The organism is Sulfurisoma sediminicola (genome assembly GCF_003865015.1).
In the GTDB taxonomy this organism is placed as follows: Bacteria; Pseudomonadota; Gammaproteobacteria; order Burkholderiales; family Rhodocyclaceae; genus Sulfurisoma; species Sulfurisoma sediminicola.
Genome location: NZ_BHVV01000002.1, coordinates 122,383 through 144,200, shown reverse-complemented (window position 1 = coordinate 144,200; position 21,818 = coordinate 122,383). Strand labels below are relative to the sequence as shown.

At 67.3% G+C, this 21,818-nt stretch carries 18 protein-coding genes; 10 read left to right on the top strand and 8 right to left on the bottom strand.

Features of this window, described 5'->3' with window-relative positions; translation table 11 throughout:
• The first annotated feature begins 15 nt into the window (after window positions 1–15).
• On the top strand, window positions 16–2,115 hold the full coding sequence (locus tag EJE94_RS14920) for a methyl-accepting chemotaxis protein (protein ID WP_121240301.1): 2,100 nt from the start codon (window positions 16–18) through the stop codon (window positions 2,113–2,115).
• 32 nt (window positions 2,116–2,147) lie between these two features.
• Window positions 2,148–7,619 (top strand): hybrid sensor histidine kinase/response regulator, encoded by a 5,472-nt coding sequence (locus tag EJE94_RS04705; protein ID WP_243642526.1) that lies wholly within the window; start codon window positions 2,148–2,150, stop codon window positions 7,617–7,619.
• On the opposite strand, the gene EJE94_RS04700 is transcribed toward EJE94_RS04705, so the two are convergent.
• Window positions 7,603–9,039 carry a cryptochrome/photolyase family protein gene (locus EJE94_RS04700; RefSeq protein WP_121240299.1) on the bottom strand — a complete coding sequence of 479 codons (1,437 nt, stop codon included), beginning with the start codon at window positions 9,037–9,039 and terminating at the stop codon, window positions 7,603–7,605. The genes EJE94_RS04705 and EJE94_RS04700 overlap by 17 nt on opposite strands.
• Before the next feature lie 95 nt (window positions 9,040–9,134).
• On the opposite strand from EJE94_RS04700, the gene EJE94_RS04695 reads away from it, so the two are divergent.
• Genes EJE94_RS04695 through EJE94_RS04675 form a run of 5 tightly spaced genes read left to right on the top strand, consistent with a single transcriptional unit; the run spans window position 9,135 to window position 12,824 of the window.
• On the top strand, window positions 9,135–9,662 hold the full coding sequence (locus EJE94_RS04695; protein ID WP_121240644.1) for a YqgE/AlgH family protein: 528 nt from the start codon (window positions 9,135–9,137) through the stop codon (window positions 9,660–9,662).
• Entirely contained in the window at window positions 9,655–10,074 is a 420-nt protein-coding gene (gene ruvX, locus EJE94_RS04690; RefSeq protein ID WP_121240298.1) for a Holliday junction resolvase RuvX, read from the top strand. The genes EJE94_RS04695 and ruvX overlap by 8 nt, the downstream gene beginning before the upstream one ends.
• Window positions 10,058–10,552 carry a bifunctional pyr operon transcriptional regulator/uracil phosphoribosyltransferase PyrR gene (gene pyrR, locus EJE94_RS04685; RefSeq protein ID WP_121240297.1) on the top strand — a complete coding sequence of 165 codons (495 nt, stop codon included), beginning with the start codon at window positions 10,058–10,060 and terminating at the stop codon, window positions 10,550–10,552. The genes ruvX and pyrR overlap by 17 nt, the downstream gene beginning before the upstream one ends.
• The gene (locus tag EJE94_RS04680) at window positions 10,552–11,514 is read left to right on the top strand and encodes an aspartate carbamoyltransferase catalytic subunit (RefSeq protein WP_121240642.1); all 963 of its coding nucleotides are present in this window, start codon (window positions 10,552–10,554) and stop codon (window positions 11,512–11,514) included. The genes pyrR and EJE94_RS04680 overlap by 1 nt, the downstream gene beginning before the upstream one ends.
• A gap of 2 nt (window positions 11,515–11,516) precedes the next feature.
• Window positions 11,517–12,824, top strand: a complete 1,308-nt coding sequence (locus EJE94_RS04675) for a dihydroorotase (RefSeq protein WP_121240296.1) — start codon at window positions 11,517–11,519, stop codon at window positions 12,822–12,824.
• Here EJE94_RS04675 and EJE94_RS04670 read toward each other — a convergent pair.
• The 4 genes from EJE94_RS04670 to EJE94_RS04655 form a co-directional block, all read right to left on the bottom strand.
• Complete coding sequence (locus EJE94_RS04670) at window positions 12,803–13,102, bottom strand: DUF167 domain-containing protein (RefSeq protein WP_121240295.1); 300 nt, start codon at window positions 13,100–13,102, stop codon at window positions 12,803–12,805. The genes EJE94_RS04675 and EJE94_RS04670 overlap by 22 nt on opposite strands.
• On the bottom strand, window positions 13,099–13,671 hold the full coding sequence (locus EJE94_RS04665) for a YggT family protein (RefSeq protein ID WP_121240294.1): 573 nt from the start codon (window positions 13,669–13,671) through the stop codon (window positions 13,099–13,101). Before EJE94_RS04665 ends, EJE94_RS04670 begins: the two co-directional genes overlap by 4 nt.
• A 124-nt stretch (window positions 13,672–13,795) precedes the next feature.
• The gene (proC, locus tag EJE94_RS04660; protein ID WP_121240293.1) at window positions 13,796–14,608 is read right to left on the bottom strand and encodes a pyrroline-5-carboxylate reductase; all 813 of its coding nucleotides are present in this window, start codon (window positions 14,606–14,608) and stop codon (window positions 13,796–13,798) included.
• Window positions 14,605–15,294, bottom strand: a complete 690-nt coding sequence (locus tag EJE94_RS04655; RefSeq protein WP_121240292.1) for a YggS family pyridoxal phosphate-dependent enzyme — start codon at window positions 15,292–15,294, stop codon at window positions 14,605–14,607. The genes proC and EJE94_RS04655 overlap by 4 nt, the downstream gene beginning before the upstream one ends.
• A 57-nt stretch (window positions 15,295–15,351) precedes the next feature.
• On the opposite strand from EJE94_RS04655, the gene EJE94_RS04650 reads away from it, so the two are divergent.
• On the top strand, window positions 15,352–16,395 hold the full coding sequence (locus EJE94_RS04650) for a type IV pilus twitching motility protein PilT (protein ID WP_121240291.1): 1,044 nt from the start codon (window positions 15,352–15,354) through the stop codon (window positions 16,393–16,395).
• A gap of 122 nt (window positions 16,396–16,517) precedes the next feature.
• On the top strand, window positions 16,518–17,654 hold the full coding sequence (locus tag EJE94_RS04645) for a PilT/PilU family type 4a pilus ATPase (protein WP_121240290.1): 1,137 nt from the start codon (window positions 16,518–16,520) through the stop codon (window positions 17,652–17,654).
• Window positions 17,655–18,056: 402 nt separating this feature from the next.
• On the opposite strand, the gene EJE94_RS04640 is transcribed toward EJE94_RS04645, so the two are convergent.
• Genes EJE94_RS04640 through EJE94_RS04630 form a run of 3 tightly spaced genes read right to left on the bottom strand, consistent with a single transcriptional unit; the run spans window position 18,057 to window position 20,684 of the window.
• Entirely contained in the window at window positions 18,057–19,292 is a 1,236-nt protein-coding gene (locus EJE94_RS04640; protein ID WP_121240289.1) for a THUMP domain-containing class I SAM-dependent RNA methyltransferase, read from the bottom strand.
• Window positions 19,289–19,705, bottom strand: a complete 417-nt coding sequence (locus EJE94_RS04635; protein WP_121240288.1) for a CopD family protein — start codon at window positions 19,703–19,705, stop codon at window positions 19,289–19,291. The genes EJE94_RS04640 and EJE94_RS04635 overlap by 4 nt, the downstream gene beginning before the upstream one ends.
• A 1-nt stretch (window position 19,706) precedes the next feature.
• Complete coding sequence (locus tag EJE94_RS04630; RefSeq protein WP_121240287.1) at window positions 19,707–20,684, bottom strand: NAD-dependent epimerase/dehydratase family protein; 978 nt, start codon at window positions 20,682–20,684, stop codon at window positions 19,707–19,709.
• 14 nt (window positions 20,685–20,698) lie between these two features.
• On the opposite strand from EJE94_RS04630, the gene EJE94_RS04625 reads away from it, so the two are divergent.
• Window positions 20,699–21,730 carry a CDP-6-deoxy-delta-3,4-glucoseen reductase gene (locus EJE94_RS04625; RefSeq protein WP_121240286.1) on the top strand — a complete coding sequence of 344 codons (1,032 nt, stop codon included), beginning with the start codon at window positions 20,699–20,701 and terminating at the stop codon, window positions 21,728–21,730.
• Window positions 21,731–21,818: the final 88 nt, after the last annotated feature.

The window sequence follows — 21,818 nt, the reverse complement described above, 5'->3', positions numbered from 1 at the left end:
ACCAGGGGACTAAACATGGCATTTAAGCTGCCCTTCAAGCTGCCGACATTCGACCGCCGCAAGCGGCCCGCACCGCAGACGACCGTGATGGGCGAGGCGCCCGCCGCAGGGGCCGGCGGATCGCCCGCGGTAGACCGTCGGCGCCAGCTCAAGCTGCCGCTGATAGGCACCAAGCCGGCCAACCTGCAGTTGCAGATTCTCGGCGCAGCCGCCTTCTTCTTCCTGGTGACGCTCGTGTTCGTGCTGTGGCAGCAGATCCGTACCACGGAAATCCGCGATACCCACCGCGCGATCATCGCCGAGATGCGGGTGTTCTCGCAGATCATCGGCAAGGGCGCCGTGCGCGTGACGACCCAGGGTTCCGCCATCGACTTCGCCGCCTTGTCGTCTGGCCGCGCGCGCTTCGGCACCCTGCTCAATCTGCTGACCAACGGCGGCAGTGAGGCGGGCTTCGATGCGGTAGCGGTCGACGAAGCGCTGCGGCCGGGGGTCGACAAGATTGCCGGCGCCTGGAAGGGCCTGGATGCAGGCCTGGGCGTCGTGCTCGCCAAGGAAAAATCGCTGAAAGGCCTCGCCGAAGCCTCGGACAAGCTCGCCAAGGCCTCGGCCGACATCGGCAAACTCGCCGAGACCGATCCCCGCCTCGAGGACATCGCCAAGATGTCCATCGACATCTCCCGCCGCGCCCGCGTGGTGCTCCTGCTGCCGGCGCCAATGCACCTGCAGACAGTGGATATCCTCAAGACCAACCTCACCGAAATCTTCCAGAAGGCGGATGCCGCGGCCAAGGCCGTCGACAGCACGGTGCGCGACACGCTCGAGAAATCGCTCGGCGAGATCGGTATCGCCGGCGCCGGGATCGCGGCCGCCATTCCCGACCTTGACGCCGCCAAGGCCGGCGGCGTCAAGCTGCAGCCCATGGCCGAACAGCTGGCCGGCGCGACCGACACCCTGTTCCAGGAGATCGGCAAGCAGTCGGAAAGCACCGTGCCGACCATCGTCGTCATCGTCTCCGGTTCGCTGGTGTTGCTGCTTCTGGTGCTGATGCTCAAGGTCTACAACGATGACACCCACAACCGCCAGGGAGAAGTCGAGCGGCAGCGGCGCGAGGCCGAGGCGGCGAAGGACGCGACACAGGAGGCGATTCTGCGGTTGATGAACGAGATGGGCGACCTGGCCGACGGCGACCTGACGGTGCGGGCAACGGTGTCGGAGGACGTGACCGGCGCCATTGCCGACTCGGTGAACTACACCATTGAAGAACTGTCGGTGCTGGTGCGGCGAATCAACGAGGCCGCAGGCCAGGTGGCCGCGGCGTCGGAGACCGCGCAGCAGACCTCGACCCAGTTGCTCCAGGCCGCCGAGCGCCAGTCGCACGAAATCCAGCAGGCCAGCGAGTCGGTGCTCGAGATGGCACAATCGATGAGCGCGGTATCCGGCAACGCGCTGGAGTCGGCCCGCGTGGCGCGCCAGTCGCTCGAGGCCGCGCAGAAGGGCGCCGAGGCGGTGGAAAACTCGATCAAGGGCATGAACGAAATCCGCGGCCAGATCCAGGAGACATCGAAACGGATCAAGCGCCTGGGCGAATCCTCGCAGGAGATCGGCGAAATCGTGGAACTGATTTCCGACATTACCGAGCAGACCAACGTGCTGGCGCTCAACGCCGCCATTCAGGCGGCATCGGCCGGCGAGGCGGGCCGCGGCTTCACGGTGGTTGCGGAAGAAGTGCAACGTCTGGCCGAACGTTCCGGCGAGGCGACAAAGCAGATCGCGGCGATCGTCAAGACCATTCAGGCGGACACCCACGACGCCGTCTCGGCGATGGAATACTCGACGCAGGGCGTGGTCGAGGGCGCCAAGCTCTCCGACGCCGCCGGCCAGGCCCTGGAGGAAATCTCCAACGTGTCGAAGTCCCTGGCCGAACTGATCGCGAAGATCTCGACCGACACCCAGCATCAGGCGGGCGTCGCCACCGGTGTGGCGACCGCGATGGAAGGCATCCGCCAGGTGACGGACCAGACCACCGACGGCACCAAACGCACCGCGGTATCGATCGGCCAGCTGGCCAACCTCGCTGTCGAACTCAAGGGCTCGGTTTCCGGCTTCAAGGTCTGAGGTCGGACTGGCGCGGGCATTAACGCATGAACATGGCGACAGAACTGGACATCGGCCCCCTGACCTGGGTCAAGGGCGAGATCGATCTCGCGCTCGAACGCGCCGGCGAAGCGCTCGGCCAGTTCGCCGCCAGCCATGAGGCGGCGCAGATCGGACAGGCGCGCAATCATCTGCGCCAGGCGCGCGGCGCGCTGACCATCGTCGGTCTCGAGGGCGTTACCCAGTTCGCCGAAGCGCTCGAGGCGCTGCTCGCCGGTTTCGAGGACGGCTCGATTGCGGCGACGCCGCAGGCGGCCGAGGCCGGGCGCAAGGGCTTTGCCGCCATCCGTCTTTATCTCGATGACCTCGTCGATGGCCGCCCCGATCAGGCGCTCAAGCTGTTCCCCGCCTACCGCGACATCGCCGTGGCCCGCGGCCAGCCCGTGCCCGGGGCGACCGAGCTGTTCTTCCCCGACCTGACGTTGCGACCGCCGCGACGCGAGAAGGAACCGGCACCCCTCGCCACCGAGGCGCTCCAGGCGCGCATCAAGGCGGCCCGGCTCGGCTTCCAGCGCGGCCTGCTCAAGTGGCTCAAGCAGGATCCCAAGGGCGCCGCCGACATGCGCATGGCCGTCGCCATGGTCGAAATGACGCAGTCACAACCGGCCAGCCGCGCCTTCTGGTGGGTCGCCATGGCCTTTTTCGACGCGCTGGCCGGCGGCGGCATCGAGGCCGATGCCGCCGTCAAGAAGCTGTGCGGCCGCATCGAGGGGCAGCTGCGCAAGCTGCTCGAGGGCTCCGGCACCGTCGCCGACCGCCTGATGCGCGACGTCCTCTATTACGTCGCCCGCGCCCCGCACGGCAGCGATCATCTCGAGTGCGTGCGCGCCGCCTACCGGCTCGACAACCTCATTCCCGCGATAGGCGACGCCCAGGACATCACGCCGCTCAAGCCGGTGCTGCGCGCCAGCCGCGAGCTGCTGGCGACGACCAAGGATCACTGGAACCGCTACTGCGCTGGCACCACAACGGCCCTGGCGCAGTTCCGCGACGGCGTTGTGCAGCTCGTCGCTCGTCTCGATGAACTCGGCCAGCCCGAGATCGCGCGCCTGGCCTCGGCGATCCAGAAGACCGCTGAGGCCATCGCCACCCAACCGGCCCGCCACGGTGATGCCGACGGGCTGGAAATTGCGACCGCGCTGCTGCTCCTCGAAAGTACCCTCGAGCACTTCCCCGAGGTCGGCATCCAGTTCGCCCATCAGGTCGATACCGTCGCGGGACGGCTGGCCGCGCTGCTGCGCGGCGAGGCATTAGGCGCGCTGGAGATTCCCCAGCTCGACGAGATCTCGCGGCGCGCCCAGGAACGGCTGCTCATGCACCAGGTGGCCAAGGAAATCCTGGCGAACCTGGCGGTGGTCGAGCAGACTCTCGACGGTTTCTTCCGCAATCCGGCGCAGCGCGCCGAGCTCGGTCAGCTCGCCAAGCCGCTGACCCAGGTCACCGGAGCGCTCATGGTGCTCGGCCAGGATCGCGCCGTCGAAGTGCTGCACGAATGCGAAACCCGCATCGCGACCTTCCGCGACGAGTTCTACATGCCGCAGCAGGCGGACTTCGAGGATGTCGCCGCCAAGCTCTCCGGCCTCGGTTTCTTCGTCGAGAAGCTGCAGTTCGGCCCGGCCGATCTCGACGCCATCCTCAATCCGGCGCCGGTCGTGGTGGAAGCCGCGGCGCCGACCGTCGAGCAGGAAATCAACAAGGCGCTGACACAATCGCAGATTCTCGCTGCCCAGCTCAAGGCCGCACCACAGGAAGCACAGGGCGAGCTGCGCGAGGAACTCAAGCACAACCTGGAAGCGCTGCGCGAGGACGCCAACCTCGTTGCCGACCAGGGACTTGCCGCGCAGGCCAGCGCCGCCATCGCGGCGATCGACACCGAGCAGACGCCGACGGTCATCGAGGCCGCTTTCGAGGCCGCCGTCGAAAAAGCCGCCCCGGCCGAAGCGCCCGCACCGTCGGCCGAAACTGCGCGGCTCGCCGAGGCCAGCAGCGCAGAGGTCGATGCCGAACTTCTCTCGATCTTCCTCGAGGAAGCCCACGAAGTTCTCGCGGCGATCGCCGCCAACGTCCCGCAGCTCGCCAGCCAGCCGCATGACCGCGAAACGCTGACCACCGTACGGCGCAGCTTCCACACCCTGAAGGGCAGCGGACGCATGGTCGGCCTCACCGACCTGGGCGAAGCCGCATGGGCGGTCGAGCAGACTCTCAACAAGTGGCTGCAGCAGGAACAGCTGGTCTCGCCGCCGCTGCTGGCCGTGCTCGAGTCGGCCCATGCGCTTTTCCACGACTGGGTCGCCCAACTTGAGGCCGGCGGCGGTACCTGGCGCGACGCCGGTACCCTCGTCGCACAGTGCGAGCGCCTGCTCAGCGAGGAAGAAACGGCGGCGGCCGAGCAACCGCAGCCGGCAGCGGCGGAGCCCGAAGCCCTTGCGGAGGTCGCCGGGATCGCTCCGCTCGAAGCGCCGGCGCTCGCCGCCGAGTTAGCCGCCACCGAGGCTTTCGAACTGCCCATGGAATTGCCGGCGGAAGCGGTTGCCGAAGTCCCTGCCGAGCCACCGGCGGTCGAAACGGTCATGGTCGGCGAGTGCGAGATCGCGCGGGCGCTCTACGATCTCTACGTCGCCGAGGCTCGCGGCCACGTCGCTGCCCTGCAGACCGGCTTGGAAGGCGCCCGCGGGATCGACCGGGACCTGCTGCGCGTCGCTCACACGCTCGGCGGCATATCCGCGACCACCGGCCTGCCGGCGGTGCAAGGCGTGGCCCACGCGCTGGAACTTGCCTTCGAACGCCTGCTCGATGCCGATTTGCCTCCCGACGAGCCCCAGCGCATGCTGCTGGCGCGCGCCGTCGGCGCGCTCGAGGGCATGGTCGGCGCCATCGCCGAATTGCGGCTGCCGGCGCCGGAAACGGGCCTCGCCGCGGAACTCGACCGCCTGATGCCTCACGTACCGGAAGCAGAGCCGGTGGCACCGGCAGGGGAAGAGGTTCCGGTATTCGAACTGCCGTCGCTCGAACTGCCGTCGCTCGAACTGCCGTCGTTCGAACTGCCAGTTATCGAGCCGACGGCCATCGCCGAAGCTACCGCGCCAAGCGCCGCAGTGCCGGCGGAGGCCCTGCTCATGCCAGCGGGCGAGGCTATCCCTGCCGCGCTGGCAGCCGAACATGCGATCACCGAGGAAGAAGCCCTGGAACGCCGCCAGTCGCGGCTGCATGACGACCTCGACCCGCAGCTGCTGCCCTTCTTCCTCGAGGAATCGCAGGATCTGATGCGCGAGATCGGCACCGAGCTGCGCAACTGGCGCGAGCAGCCGACCGACATCGAGATTTCCAACCAGTTGCGCCGCCTGCTGCATACCCTGAAGGGCAGCGCACGCATGGCGGGCGCGATGAGCATCGGCGAAATCGTGCATGGCCTCGAGACGCGCATCGAGGCCTCTTCCGACATCACCCCCGCCTTCCTCGACGAGGTCGAAGCCACCTACGACCGCAGCGCGATGCTGATCGACAAGCTGCGCCGCTTCGGCGACGTCGATGCGGTCACCCCGGAGGAAGCCGCCGCCGAAGCCGCGGCCCGGGCGGCGGCGCCGGTACCGGCCGCTGCAGCCGCCGCGACGCGGGCAGAAATCGCGGCGGCGGCCGAAGAAGCCGCGGCCAAGCGCAGCCTGCGGGTGCGCGCCGATCTCGTCGACAAGCTGGTCAACGAGGCGGGCGAAATGGCCATCGCGCGGGCCCGCATCGAGGGCGAGATGCGCACGCTCAAGGCTGCGCTGCTCGACCTGACCGAGAACGTGATCCGCCTGCGCAACCAACTGCGCGAAATCGAGATCCAGGCCGAGTCGCAGATGCAGTCGCAGCTCGCCGAGGCCCAGGCCCACGACGCCAATTTCGACCCACTCGAATTCGACCGCTTCACCCGCTTCCAGGAACTGACGCGGATGATGGCCGAGAGCGTCAACGACGTATCCACGGTGCAGCACAACCTGCTGCGCAACCTCGACCACGCCGATGCCGCGCTGGTGGCGCAGTCGCGCCTCAACCGCGAGCTGTCGCAGGCACTGATGAGCGTGCGCATGGTGCCGTTCAGTTCGGTGGCCGATCGCCTCTACCGCGTCGTCCGCCAGACCGCCAAGGAACTCGACAAGCGCGCCAACCTCGACATCCGCGGCGGCCAGACCGAACTCGACCGCTCGGTGCTGGAAGCGATGATCGGCCCGATCGAGCATCTGCTGCGCAATGCCGTGTCCCATGGACTCGAGAACCGCGAACGACGAGCCACCGCGGGCAAGCCCGAGATCGGCGAGATCCAGCTGACGCTGGCCCAGGCCGGCAACGAAGTGCTGATCGAGATGAGTGACGACGGTGCCGGCCTCGACCTCGTCCGCATCCGCGCCAAGGCGATCGAGCGCGGCCTGCTCGGCGCCGACGAGGAGGTCGACGACGCCCGCATTATGGGCATGATCTTCCAGCCCGGCTTCTCCACTGCCGCCGAGGTGACCGAGGTCTCCGGCCGCGGCGTCGGCATGGACGTGGTCAAGAACGAGACCGCCAATCTCGGCGGCCGCATCGAAATCGCCTCCGAAGCCGGCAAGGGCGCGCGCTTCCGCATCTACCTGCCGCTGACCCTGGCCGTGGCCCAGGCCGTGCTGATCCGCGCCGGCGGCCATCTCTTCGCGATCCCGTCGGCCATGGTCGAGCAGGTCAGCGAGATGAAGCCCGAGGCGATCGCCACCATCCGCGAGCGGCGAGGCACCGACTGGCTCGGTAACCACTACCCCTGGCATTACGTCGGGCGTCTGCTCGGCGATCCCGGCGCCCACCCGCAGCCGGCGCGCCGCCACTGGCTGATGCTGCTCAAGGGCGGCTCGCAACGCATCGCGCTCGAGGTCGACGGCCTCCTCGGCAACGAGGAAGTGGTCGTCAAGAACATCGGGCCGCAGCTGGCGCGGGTGGTCGGCATCGCCGGCGCCACCGTGCTCGCCGACGGCGAGGTGGCGCTGATCATCAACCCGATCGCGCTGGCCAGCCGCGAAGCCGCGCCGATGGCGCTGACGGAGACCACCGTCCAGCGCATCAGCGAGGAGGCCGCGGTCGCGGCGACGCCGACGGTCATGGTGGTCGACGATTCGCTCACCGTGCGCAAGATCACCGGCCGCCTGCTGGCGCGCGAGGGCTACCACGTCGTCACCGCCAAGGACGGCGTCGATGCCCTCGAACAGCTGGGCGAGGTCATTCCGGATGTCATGCTGGTCGACATCGAGATGCCGCGCATGGACGGCTTCGACCTCACCCGCAACGTCCGCGCCGATGCCCGTACGCGTGGCATCCCGATCATAATGATCACGTCGCGCATCGCCGACAAGCATCGCAACTACGCGATGGAAATCGGCGTCAATCACTACCTCGGCAAGCCCTACGACGAGGAAGAGCTGCTCAAGCTGATCGGCAGCTACGTCAAGAAGCCTGACTGAGCCGGCCGTAGCGCTCCAGCGTCCGCGTCCGCGCTGCCGCGTGATCGACGATCGGCGCCGGGTAGTCGCGGCCGATCAGCGCCCCGCATTCCTGCTGCTGCGCGGCTGTCATGCGCCAGGGAGCGTGGATGAACCTGTCCGGCACCTGCTCCAGTTCCGGCACGTAGCGGCGGATGAACTTCCCCGCCGGATCGAATTTCTCCGACTGCGTCACCGGATTGAAGATGCGGAAATACGGCTGGGCATCGCATCCGGTCGAGGCGGCCCACTGCCAGCCGCCGTTGTTGGCGGCGAGGTCGAAGTCGAGCAGCTTCTCGGCGAAGTAGCGCTCGCCGTGCCGCCAGTCGATGCCGAGGTCCTTGGTCAGGAATGATGCGGCCACCATGCGCAGGCGGTTGTGCATGTAGCCGGTGCGGTTGAGCTGGCGCATCGCGGCATCGACCAGCGGGTAGCCGGTACGCCCCTCGCACCAGGCGTCGAAAAGTGCCGGTGCATCGTCCCAGCCGATGACGTCGTACTCGGGTTTGAAGGCGTGATCGACGACCTGCGGCCGGTGCCAGAGGATCATCTGATAGAACTCGCGCCAGATCAGTTCCGACAACCAGGTTTCGGCGCCGCGGCCACCCTGGGCATGAGCGTAGCCGGCGAGCTGGCGAACCGAGATCGTACCGAAACGAAGGTGTGCCGACAGGTAGGACGGCCCCTTGAGCGCGGGGAAGTCGCGCCTGTCGGCGTAGTCGTCGATGCGCTCGACGAAGTCGCGAAAAAGCTGTTGCGCGCCGCGCATGCCGACGGGCAGCGGCAGCGTGGCAAGGTCGGTGGTCTCGAAACCGAGTTCGGCCAGCGTCGGCAGGCGACACTCGCATGGCGGCACTGTGAAACGGGCAGCCAGCGGCTCGACCGGCCACGACGCCAGGTGTGCAGCTTCAAGCTTCCTCAGCCAGGCGTTCTTGTACGGCGTGAACACGGAGAATGGGGTGCCGCCCTGAGTCAGCACCTCGTCGCGCTCGAAGACTACCTGGTCCTTGAAATCCAGAAAGTCGGCAGTGGCGGTACGGCGCCGCACCGCGGCATCGCGTGCGATGGCCGCCGGCTCGTAATCGCGATTGGCGTAGAGCGCGGTCACGCCGAGCTCGGCAGCCAGGCGGGGTATCTCGTCCTCGGCAAAGCCGTGGCGGACGATCAGCGCACCACCGTGTTCTCGCAGTGCGCCATCGAGTTCGCCGAGCGCGCGCAGGATGAACTCGACCCGGCGATCGACGCGCGGCAGCGGGTCGAGAATCGCCCGATCGAAAACGAAGGCGCAGAAGACTCGGGAGTGGTTGCGCAAGGCGTGATGGAGGGCGGCGTGATCGTCGAAACGGAGATCGCGACGGAACCAGACCAGGGCGGCCGAATCGGCGGGAGCGGGGGCGGGCATGGTCGAATTGTGGCAGATGGGAAACGGGATAAAATGGATTCGTGAGTTCGCCCGTCGAAACCAGCGTCAATCTGACCCACCACTTCCTGATCGCCATGCCGGCCATGGTCGATCCGAATTTTGCGCGGACGCTGACCTACGTCTGCGAACACAATGCCGAGGGCGCCCTTGGCATCGTCGTCAATCGCCCAACCGACATGGACCTTGGGACACTTTTCGAACGCGTCGATATCCGCCTGGAGCCCGGTGGTCGCGGCTTCGCGGCGCTGCCGGTCTACTATGGTGGACCGGTGCAGACCGATCGCGGCTTCGTGCTGCACCGCCCGAGCGGCAGCTGGCAATCAACGATCAGCGTCGCTGAAGACATCGCGCTGACCAGTTCGCGCGACATCCTGCAGTCGATGAGCGAATCAGGCGAACCCGGCGAAGTGCTGGTCACACTGGGCTACGCCGGCTGGTCGGCCGGCCAGATCGAGTGGGAACTGTCGCAGAACGCCTGGCTCACCGTCGCCGCCGACCCGCGCATTCTGTTCGACGTGCCGCCGGAAGAGCGCCTGCCCGCGGCAATGCAACTGCTCGGTATCGATTTCGCCTCGCTCTCCGAAGTCGCGGGCCATGCCTGAGGGCACGGTGCTGGCATTCGACTTCGGCACCGAGCGCATCGGCGTCGCCATCGGCGAAGGCTTGCTGGGCCAGGCCCGCGCGCTGACGACCATCGAATCCCCCGCCAACGACGCGCGCTTCGCCGCCATCGGCAAACTCATCGGCGAATGGCAGCCGGCGCGCCTCGTCGTCGGCCTGCCGCTGGCGCTTGACGGCACGGAACACGAAATGACGGCGCGCAGCCGCCGTTTCGCTCATCAGCTCGAAGGCCGCTACCGCCTGCCGGTGGAACTGGTCGACGAGCGCCTGACCTCGGTCGAGGCCGAGCGCGCGATCAAGCCCGGTCGCGACAAATCCGCCAAGGCCAGGGTCGACGCCGAGGCCGCCCGCCTCATTCTGCAGGACTGGTTCGACCATGCCCACACTGCCTGACGCCACCGCGCTCTGCGCGCAACTGGCCGCCGCCATGCGCCCGTCCATCACGCCGCAAACGGCGCTGGTCGGCATCCACACCGGCGGCGCCTGGATCGCCGAACGGCTGCACCGCGAGCTGGCCATCCAGCAGCCACTGGGCAGCATCGACGTCGCCTTCTACCGCGACGACTACAACCAGCGCGGCCTGCACAAGGGCGCCAAGGCCTCGAACATTCCCTTCGATGTCGAGGGCGCGCACATCGTCATCGTCGACGACGTGCTCTACACCGGCCGCACCATCCGCGCCGCGTTGAACGAGCTGTTCGACTACGGCCGCCCGGCGCGGGTCGATCTCGCCGTGCTGGTCGACCGCGGCGGCCGCGAGCTGCCCGTCGCCGCCACCTGGTGCCCCCAAACGCTGGCGCTGCCCGCCAGCCAGACGCTGGTGCTGGAGCGCGACGGCGAGACGCTTTCCTTCCGGATCACGGAGAAATGATGAACCGCAATCCGCAGCTGAACGCCCACGGCGAACTGCAGCACCTCATCACCCTCGAGGGCCTGTCGCGCGAGATACTCCAGGGCATCCTCGATACCGCCGAGCCCTTCGCCGAGGTGGCCGAGCGCGAGGTGAAGAAGGTGCCGCTGCTGCGCGGCAAGAGCGTGTTCAACCTGTTCTTCGAGAACTCGACGCGCACCCGCACCACCTTCGAGATCGCCGCCAAGCGCCTCTCGGCCGACGTCATCAACCTCAACATCAACACATCGAGCGCCTCCAAGGGCGAGTCGCTGCTCGACACCGTCGACAACCTCGCCGCCATGCAGGCCGACATGTTCGTGGTGCGCCACGCCTCGAGCGGCGCACCCTACCTGATCGCCCAGCATCTCGCCGCCACCGGGCGCGAACACATCCATGTCGTCAATGCCGGCGATGGCCGCCATGCCCATCCGACGCAGGGCCTGCTCGACATGTACACCATCCGCCATTACAAGAAGGACTTCACCCGGCTCACCGTGGCGGTGGTCGGCGACGTCCTCCACTCGCGCGTGGCGCGCTCGCAGATCCATGCCCTGCGCACATTGGGCGTGCCCGAGATCCGCGTCATCGCCCCGCGCACCCTGCTGCCAAGCGGCGTCGCCGACATGGGCGTGCGCGTGTTCCAGGACATGAAGGAAGGCCTGAAAGGCGTCGACGTGGTGATGATGCTACGGCTGCAGAACGAGCGCATGCAGGGCGCACTGCTGCCCAGCCCGCAGGAATACTTCAAGTACTACGGCCTGACGCCGGACAAGTTGCGGCTGGCCAAGCCCGACGCCATCGTCATGCATCCGGGGCCGATGAACCGCGGCATCGAAATCGACTCGGCCGTGGCCGACGGTTCGCATTCGGTGATCCTGCCGCAGGTCACCTTCGGCATCGCCGTGAGAATGGCCGTCATGTCGATGCTGGCGGGGAGCTGACCATGAAAATCCACATCAGGAACGGCCATGTCATCGACCCCGCCAACGGCATCGACCGCGCCGCCGACGTCTTCATCGCCAAGGGCAAAATAGTCGGCGTGACCGGAGGAAATCCCCGCGGGGACGGCGCCGCGCCTCCCGGCTTCGAAGCCAATGCCACCATCGACGCCACGGGCTGCATCGTCTGCCCCGGCCTGGTCGATCTCTCGGCGCGGCTGCGCGAGCCCGGCTTCGAATATCGCGCCACCCTCGAATCGGAAATGGCGGCAGCGGCGGCAGGCGGCGTCACCAGCCTCGCCTGCCCGCCCGACACCGACCCGACGCTAGACGAGCCGGGGCTGGTCGAAATGCTCAAGCACCGCGCACGGCTGCCGGAGTTCGCCCACGTCTATCCGGTCGGTGCGCTGACCATCAATCTCGAAGGCAAGCGCCTGACCGAGATGGCCGAGCTGGCGGAGGCCGGCTGCATCGCGTTCGGCCAAGCCAACACCCCCGTGCTCGACACCCAGGTGCTGATGCGCGCCATGCAATACGCCGCCACCTTCGGCTTCTCGGTGTGGCTGCAGGCGCAGGACCCCTACCTGGCGAAGAACGGCGTCGCCCACGACGGCGAAATCTCGGCGCGCCTCGGCCTGGCCGGCATTCCGGTGGTGGCCGAAACCATCGCGCTCGCCACCATCCTGCACCTCGCGCGCGAAACCGGCGTACGCCTGCACCTGACCCGCATCTCCTCGGCCGACGGCATCGAGATGGTCGCCGCCGCGCGCGCCACGGGCATCGATGTCACCTGCGACGTCGCCGTCCATCACCTGCACCTGTGCGACCAGGACATCGGCTTCTTCAACCCGCATGCCCGCCTCGACCCGCCGCTGCGCGCAGCGGCCGACCGCGATGCGCTGCGTGCCGGGCTGGCCTCGGGCGCGATCAACGCGCTCTGTTCCGACCACACCCCCGTCGACGACGACGCCAAACAGACGCCGTTCGACGAAGCCGAGCCCGGCGCCACCGGGCTGGAACTGCTGCTGCCGCTAACGCTGAAATGGGCGGCCGAAATGCAGCTGCCGCTGGCCACCGCGCTGGCTCGGGTGACCATTGATCCGGCGCGCATCCTCGGCATCGGCGGCGGCACGCTTTCGGCAGGCGCGGCCGCCGACGTCTGCGTCTTCGACCCGCAGGCGCCGGCCCGCATCAGCCGCGAAACGCTGAAGAGCCAGGGCAAGAACACGCCCTTCCTCGGGCAGGAGCTCAAGGGCCGGGTGCGCTGCACCCTGATCGAGGGCCACCTCGCCTACGACGGCGCCTTTGCCTGAAGCAGCGCCCGCAGTTCGGCGGCGGAAACGCCACCGATCCTGACGCGCTTGGTGCGCGAGGTCTGGCCACCGATGACCTCGACCGCCGTCCTGCCAGCGCCGACTTTTTTCGCCAGAAATTCGATGAGCGCCGCATTGGCCTTGCCGTCGACCGGCGGCGCGGCAAGACGGATTTTCAGCGCATCGCCGTGGGGGCCGACGATCTCGGTCTTCTTCGCACCGGGCTGGATGTGCAGCGTGAGGACGACGCCATCCCGGGTAACGGCGAGCCAGCTCACATCGGAATGCCGAAGGCCATTCCGCGCAGGCTGTCGAGCACCATCAGCAGCACCTGCAGCGCCAGCAGCAGGACCAGCGGCGAGAGATCGATGCCGCCGAGCGGCGGGATCACGCGCTGGAACGGCGCCAGCAGTGGCCGTGCCAGCTGGTTGAAGAAGGGTGCCAGGGGCGCGTAGGGATTGATCCACGACAGCAGCGCGGTGACCAGCACCACCAGCATTGCCAGGTGGATGGCCAGGCGCGCGACCTCGACCAGGGCGCCGGCCATCAGCAGCACGAAGCTCGCGCCACCTCCGGCATGGCCCAGCGTAGACATCGAATACGCCAGCGCGAGGAAACCCAGCTGGGTCAGCCAGGCCAGCAGCAGGCTGGCGAGGTCGAGGCCGAAGAGGCCGGGCACGAGCTTGCGCGCCGGCAGCACGGCCCAGTCGGTGACGGCGATGACGAACTGGCCGACGGGGTTGCGGAAGGACACCCGCGCCCACTGCAGGATGAAGCGCGCCAGGAAAAGGGCGGCGAGGAAGTCGCAGGCGACCTGGGCGAGGAAGAGAACGATCCGCGTCAGCATCAGTCGATGCCCCGTCGGGCCGCCCCAAGGAGCATGCTGCCCCCCGTGGGGGGCAGCGTCCACAAGGAATACCGTCCCCGACTGCGCCGGGGACATAAGCTGAATTTGCGAGCGTGGGGGGCCATTAGTCTTTCCCCATGAGGTCGCCAAGCTCGCGGCCGCGGTTGTCGGCGGCCTTGACGCCACGTCCGATGGCGGCGGCGATGGCATCAGACGCGAAGGAATTGAGCGCGGCCTCGGTCGTGCCGCCTTTCGAGGTCACCCGCTGGCGCAGCACGGAGACGGGTTCGCTGCTGCTCTCGGCCAGGCGCGATGCGCCGACGAAGGTTTCGACCGCCAACTTACGCGCCGCAACATCGTCGAAACCGAGTTTGCGCGCGGCGGTCTCGAGCGCCTCGATGAAATAGAAGACGTAGGCCGGGCCGCTACCGGAGACGGCGGTGACCGCATCCATCTTCGCCTCGTCGGCTACCCACAGCACGGTGCCGACCGCGCCGAGAATCTTCTCGGCCATGTCGCGGCCCTCGCGGTCGACGCTGGGATCGGCATAGAGGCCGGTGATGCCGGCGCCGATCAGCGCCGGCGTATTCGGCATGGTGCGCACCAGGCGCTTGTAGCCGCCAAGCCAGCGGCCGATGTCGGCCATGCGCAAACCGGCGGCGATGCTGATCACCAGCTGAGTGGAAAGATGGGCGGCAACCGGCGCCAGCGCCTCCCTCATCACTTGCGGCTTCACCGAAAGCACGAGCGCCTCGCATTCCAGCGTCGCGGCGTCGGCCATGGCCGCGCAGCGCACGCCGAAAGCGGCAGTCAGGCGCTCGCGTGCCTCCGCCGCCGGCTCGACCACCTGGATGCCCGCGACCGCGAAGCCCTGCTTCTTGAGGCCGCCGATGAGGGCGGAGGCCATGTTGCCGCCGCCAAGGAACGTGATTTTCACTGGTAAGTCCTTTCACCGAATATTGCCGTGCCGACACGCACCATGGTCGCGCCCTCCAGGACCGCCGCCTCGAGGTCGTCGCTCATGCCCATCGACAGGGTGTCGAGCGACAGGCCGTCCGCCGCCAGTCGCTCCCAAAGTACGCGCAGGGTGGCGAAACGTCGTCGCTGCGTCGCGATGTCGTCGCCCGGCTCGGGAATCGCCATGAGGCCGCGTAGCCGCAGATTCGGCAGTTGCGCCACCGCGGAGGCTAGCGCGGCGACTTCACCCGGCGCGCAGCCGCTCTTGCTCGCCTCGCCGGAAACATTCACCTGCAGGCAGACATTCAGCGGCCCCAGTTCGGGCGGACGCTGCTGCGACAGGCGCTCCGCGATCTTCAGGCGCTCGACCGAATGGACCCAGGCGAAGGTCTCGGCCACTGGCCGGGTCTTGTTGCTCTGCAAGGGGCCGATGAAATGCCACTCGAGATCGAGCTCGCGCAGCGCCGCGACCTTCGGCACCGCTTCCTGCACGTAGCTTTCGCCGAATCTGCGTTGTCCGGCCGCCGCGGCATCGCGCACCGCCGCGGCCGGCCAGGTCTTCGACACCGCCAGCAGGCTCACCGTCGCGGCCGGTCGTCCCGCCGCGACACAGGCGGCGGCAATGCGTTCCCTGACGGCTTGCAAGTTGGCGGCGATTGTTGTCATATAGCGGCTTCAAGTATAACAACCGCACCGATCCGGGACGCTCCCAGGGAAGCTCGCATGGACATCACCGAACTGCTCGCCTTCGTAGTCAAAAACAAGGCCTCGGACCTGCACCTCTCGGCCGGTCTGCCGCCGATGATCCGGGTTCATGGCGACGTGCGCCGCATCAACCTGCCGGCCATGGAGCACAAGGATGTGCACTCCATGATCTACGACATCATGAACGACGGCCAGCGCAAGCACTACGAGGAAAACCTCGAGCTGGACTTCTCCTTCGCGATACCGGGTCTGGCGCGCTTCCGCGTCAATGCCTTCGTCCAGAACCGCGGCGCCTCCGCCGTGCTGAGGACCATTCCCTCGAAGATCCTCTCGCTCGACGACCTCAAGTGCCCGAAGATCTTCGCCGAGCTGGCCGACCAGCCGCGCGGCGTGGTGCTGGTGACGGGTCCGACCGGCTCGGGCAAATCGACCACCCTGGCGGCGATGGTGAACCACAAGAACGAGAACGAGTACGGCCACATCCTCACCGTCGAGGACCCGATCGAATTCGTGCACGAATCGAAGAAGTGCCTGATCAACCAGCGCGAAGTCGGCCCGCACACGCTGTCGTTCAGCAACGCGCTGAAGTCGGCACTGCGCGAGGACCCGGACGTGATCCTGGTCGGCGAGCTGCGCGACCTCGAGACCATCCGCCTCGCCCTGACCGCGGCCGAAACAGGCCACTTGGTGTTCGGCACATTGCATACCTCGTCGGCGGCCAAGACTATCGACCGCATCATCGACGTCTTCCCCGCAGCCGAGAAGGAGATGGTGCGCGCCATGCTTTCGGAATCGCTGCGGGCGGTGATCTCGCAGACACTGCTCAAGACCAAGGATGGTCAGGGCCGCGTCGCCGCGCACGAGATCATGATCGGAACGCCGGCCATCCGCAACCTGATCCGCGAGGCCAAGGTGGCGCAGATGTACTCGGCGATCCAGACCGGCCAGCAGTTCGGCATGCAGACGCTCGACCAGAACCTGCAGGACCTGGTCAAGCGCAACATCGTCTCGCCCTCCGAGGCCCGCAGCAAGGCGGCGAACAAGGACATCTTCGCGGGCTGATGCCCGCAAGGATGTACTGGCGAAAACTAGACACCCGCCCCTCCCATCCCCCCTCGCGGGGAGGCGACTGAAGTGAGCCGCTGAAGCGGCCAATCAGCCGGGGCACGCATGGAGAATGACAGATGGAACGAGACGAAGGCCTGAAATTCATGCACCAGCTTCTGGCCATGATGGTGCAGAAAAAGGGTTCCGACCTGTTCATCACCGCCGGATTTCCGCCGGCGATGAAGGTCGACGGCAAGATGACGCCGGTCACGACGAACCCGCTGACGCCACAGCACACCATCGAGCTGGCCCGGGCGGTCATGAACGACAAGCAGGCGGCCGAGTTCGAGGCGCGAAAGGAGTGCAACTTCGCCATCAGCCCGGCCGGCATCGGCCGTTTCCGCGTCAACGCCTTCATGCAACAGGGGCGCAGTGGCATGGTACTGCGGACCATCAACACCACCATCCCGAAGTTCGAGGACCTCAACCTGCCACCGGTGCTCAAGGACGTGGCGATGACCAAACGCGGCCTTGTACTGTTCGTCGGCGGCACTGGCTCGGGCAAGTCGACTTCGCTAGCCGCGATGGTCGGCTACCGCAACCAGAATTCCTACGGCCACATCATCACCATCGAGGACCCGGTCGAGTACGTGCATGAGCACAAGAACTGCATCATCACCCAGCGCGAGGTCGGCGTCGACACCGACTCGTGGGAAATGGCGCTGAAGAACACCCTGCGCCAGGCGCCCGACGTGATCCTCATCGGTGAGATCCGCGAAGCCGAGACCATGGAGCACGCCATCGCCTTCGCCGAAACCGGGCACCTCTGCCTGGGCACGCTGCATGCCAACTCGACCAACCAGGCGCTCGACCGCATCATCAACTTCTTCTCCGAGGAGCGGCGCCAACAGCTGCTGATGGACCTCTCACTCAATCTGCGCGGCATCTGCTCGCAACGGCTGATCCCGCTCAAGGAAGGCAAGGGCCGTGCCGCCGCCATCGAGATCCTGCTCAACTCGCCGCTGATTTCCGACCTCATCTTCAAGGGCGATGTACATGAGATCAAGGAGATCATGAAGAAGTCGCGCGAGCTCGGCATGCAGACCTTCGACCAGGCCCTGTTCGACCTTTACGAGGGCGGCAAGATTTCCTACGAGGATGCACTGCGCAACGCCGACTCGGTCAACGACCTGCGCCTGCAGATCAAGCTCCACGGCCAGGAGTCGAAAGACAAGGATCTCAGCGCCGGGATCCAGCACCTGGATATTGTCTGAGCTGCTGCGCAGCTCAGACAATATCGGGCCTGTTGGCCCGCCCTCCCCCAGCTCCTCCCTCTCGGGAGGGGAGACTCTCAGTCTCGCTGCGCTCGATTGTTACGGGCGGCTTCGTAGTTCTGGCCTGGATCAGATTGCGCCTTCGGCGCGTGCCGCGTTTCCTCGGGGCAGCCCTTCGGAAACGCTCCATGGCCTGTGCCTCCCGCAAGCACCACGGCCGCAACGAAGCCGCCACCCTGGGGGTGCAGGCATTGGCGAAGGGCCGCCCCGAGCCAATGCACAAACCCCAGCACGCGAAGCGTGCGACCCCGCCCTTGGAAACTACGCGCTCCCCTTAATAGACGAGCGTAGCGAGCCGAATAGTCTCCCCCTCCGCGAAGAGGGGGCTGGGGGGAGTCGGGCCTAACGATGCTGGCCAGACACGATATCAAAGCCGTAGAGCCGGCATTCCAGCGGGCCATTGAACAACGGGATCTTGCGCTTGGGCTTGAGGCCGATCAGCTTGGGCAGGCGGGTGTCGGCCGAGAGCAGCCAGCACTCCCAGTCGGCGAAGTTCCTCTTCAGGGCATCGCCCAACCGCGGATAGAAAGCCGCGAGTTCGTCGGCTTCGCCGAGGCGCTCGCCGTAGGGCGGGTTGGCGATCAGAACGCCGCTTGCCGCCGGTGCCGCACGCAGCAACAGGTCGGCACGCTCAATCGTCACCAGGTCATCGATGCCGGCGTAGGCCAGGTTCTGCGAAGCGCGCGCCACCGCATCGTCGGACAGGTCGCTGCCGAAAATCGGCAGTGGCGCCATGGCGGCCGACCGCCGCCCCGCCGCCTCGCTACGCAGTCGCTTCCACAGCACGGCATCGTAGTTCCTGAGGCGGGCAAAACCGAAGTCTCTCTCGTCGCGCGACAGGCCGGGCGCGTCACCCAGCGCCATGCCGGCCGCCTCGAGCAGGAAGGTGCCGCTGCCGCACATCGGGTCGAGCAGGGGCACGCCGGGCTGCCAGCCGGACAGCCGCAGGATGCCGGCCGCGAGGTTTTCCTTCAACGGCGCCGCGACCTTGGCCAGTTTGTGGCCGCGCTGCCACAGCGCATCGCCGGAGGTGTCCGCATAGAGCGTGGCCTGCTCGGCGGTCAGGAACAGGTGGATGCGGATGTCCGGCTCGGCGCTGACGTTCGGTCGCTGGCCGATCGCATCGCGGAAGCAGTCGCACACGGCGTCCTTGACCCGCAGCGTGACGAACTCGAGGCTCTTCAGCGGCGAGCGAATCGCGGTGACATGGACGCGGATGCTGTGGCGAACATCGAACAGCCGCGGCCAGTCGATCTGGCGCGCCAGACGGTAGACATCATCCTCGGAGCGATAGCCGGCGCCGGCAACGCGCCACAGCACGCGCGTTGCGATGCGCGACCCGAGATTGACGCGGTAGCACGTTTCCCAGGAACCGCCGAACTCCGCCCCACCCGGCACCTGCCGCACCTCGCGGCCACCGGCGGCGGCGATGTCCTCCGCCAGCAGGGGCTCGAGTCCGCGCGGACAGGGGGCGAAGAAGGCCTCGAAGCCGGCGCGGGGAAGCGCGGCGGCCGGCGCCCCTTCCGCACGGGGCACCTTGCGTACGACGCGTGGCCGCGTTGCTGCGGGCGCGCTCAAAACGGCTTCACCACGACGAGGATGCAGACCGCGACCAGCGCCAGCACCGGCACCTCGTTGAAGAAGCGGAACCAGACATGATCGCGGGCGTTCTGCCCGGCAGCGAATTCCCGCAGCAGCCGGCCGCACCAGAAGTGGTAGGCGATCAGGCCGACCACCAGCGCGGTCTTGGCATAGAGCCAGCCGCCGGCGAAGCCGAAGCCGAACCACAGCCACAGCCCGAAGATCACCGCCAGTGCGCCGATGGGCGTGACGAACTTGTAGAGCTTTCTCGCCATCAACAGCAGGCGCTCGCGTTCGGCTGCGCTTTCCGCCGGCACCATGGCGAGATTGACGAAAATCCGCGGCAGGTAGAAGAGGCCGGCGAACCAGCTCACGACGAAAACGATGTGAAAGGCCTTCACCCAGAGCATGTCAGTCCCCTTCGCTGGGCCGCCCCGAGAAGGGGACAGCCACAATACCGTGAGCGTAGCGATCACCCGTCACCCTTGCCCGCGGGGCGGGGGCCGGGGGGTGGGGGGCCTTATCCTCCAGGGCGGCGGCGATGCCGCTGTCGACGGTCGGGTAGCGCAGGCGCAGGCGCAACTCGCGCTTGAGCCGCGTGTTGTCGAGTCGCCGCGACTCGCGCATGAACGAAAGCTGCACCGGCGGCAGCACGCGCTCGGCTTCGGCCCGGCTTACGCGCGGCGGGTGCGGCAGGGCGAAGGCATCGGCCAGTTTGCCGAACCAGTCGCCCATGGTGATGTCGGAATCGTCCACGGCATTGTAGGCGCGTCCGCCGGCAAAGGCGCCGCACTCGAGGGCGGCGACGCAGGCGCGGCCGAGGTCCTCGGCGTGGATGTGGTTGGTGTAGATGTCCTCTTCAGGCAGCAGCAGCGGCAGGCCGCGGCGCAGGCGCTCGAGCGGCAGGCGATCGGCGGCATAGATGCCGGGCGCGCGCAGGATGGACACGGCGCAGCCCGACTCGCGACCGAAGCGCCGCAGCTGCGCCTCCGCGGCGACGCGGCGACGCGCGCGCGCGGTGCGCGGGGCGAGGCGCCGCGTCTCGAAAACCCTGTCGCCAGCGCAGTCTCCATAGACCCCGCTGGTGCTGATGTAGACGAGGCGGCGTGGTAGACTCGCCTGTCGCAACACGGCGATCAGCCGTCGCGTGCGGGCATCGTCCGACGTGTCCTCTCCCGGCGGCGCGCTATGCAAGACGGCCTGCGCCAGACCCACCAGCCGTGTCAGGCTGGCGCCGCGATCGAGATCGCCGACGATCTGGACGACGCCCAGTGCCCGCAGCGCCGGATCCCACTCGCGCACCAGCGCATAGATGCGCCAGCGGCGAACCAGTTGTGGCAAAACGCGGCGGACGACATCGCCGCAGCCGATGATCAGCAATCTACGCATAAGAAAATTATCGCATGGCCTTCAAGATTACCCTCCAACCCAGCGGCCACGGCTTCGATGCGCCAGCAGATGAGCCCATCCTGCAAGCGGCGCTCGACGCCGGCTTCAACCTGCCCTACGGCTGCCGCAACGGCGCCTGCGGCACCTGCAAGGGCAAGGTGCTCGAAGGCCACGTCGATTTCGGCATCGCCCAGGAACACGCACTGCCGCTGGCCGAACGCGCCGGCGGCATGGCCCTGTTCTGCTGCGCCAAGCCGCTGTCGGACCTCGTGCTCGAGGTGAAGGAAATCGGCGCGATCAAGGACATCCCGGTCAAGATCATGCCCTGCCGCGTACAGCATCTGGAGAAGCTCGCCGACGACGTCATGCTGATGACGCTGAAGCTGCCGACCAACGAGCGCCTGCAGTTCCTCGCCGGCCAGTACATCGAATTCCTGCTCAAGGACGGCAAGCGCCGCGCTTTCTCGCTCGCCAACGCACCGCACGACGACGAACTGCTGCAGCTGCACGTGCGCTTCATTCCCGGCGGTACATTCACCGATCACGTCTTTCACGCCATGCACGAGAAGGAGATCCTGCGCTTCGAGGGGCCACACGGCAGCTTCTTCCTGCGCGAGGATTCGGACAAGCCCATCATCCTGCTCGCCGGCGGCACCGGCTTCGCCCCGATCAAGGGCATCGTCGAGCACGCCATCCACAACAAGATCACGCGGCCGATGACGCTCTACTGGGGCGCGCGCAACCACGCCGGCATCTACCTGCCCGAGCTGCCGCAGCAGTGGGCGGCGGCCCATCCGCACATCGAGTACGTGCCGGTGCTGTCCGATCCCGACGCCGCCGATGGCTGGAACGGCCGCACCGGCCTGGTGCACGAAGCGGTGCTGGCCGATTTCGCCGATCTCTCCGGCTACCAGGTCTACGCCTGCGGCGCCCCGGCGATGATCGAGGCCGCCAAGCGCGACTTTGTTGTCCGCGGGCTGCCCGAAGGCGAGTTCTACGCCGACATCTTCTCCTTCGCGGCGCCCGCACCCGTCGCCAAGGCCTGAGCACCGGACAGCAGCAATTCCTGCGACGCCACGAGCCGGCCATCGGTCCGCCATCACCGCTGAAACCGCAGGGCAAGCGAGAACGAGT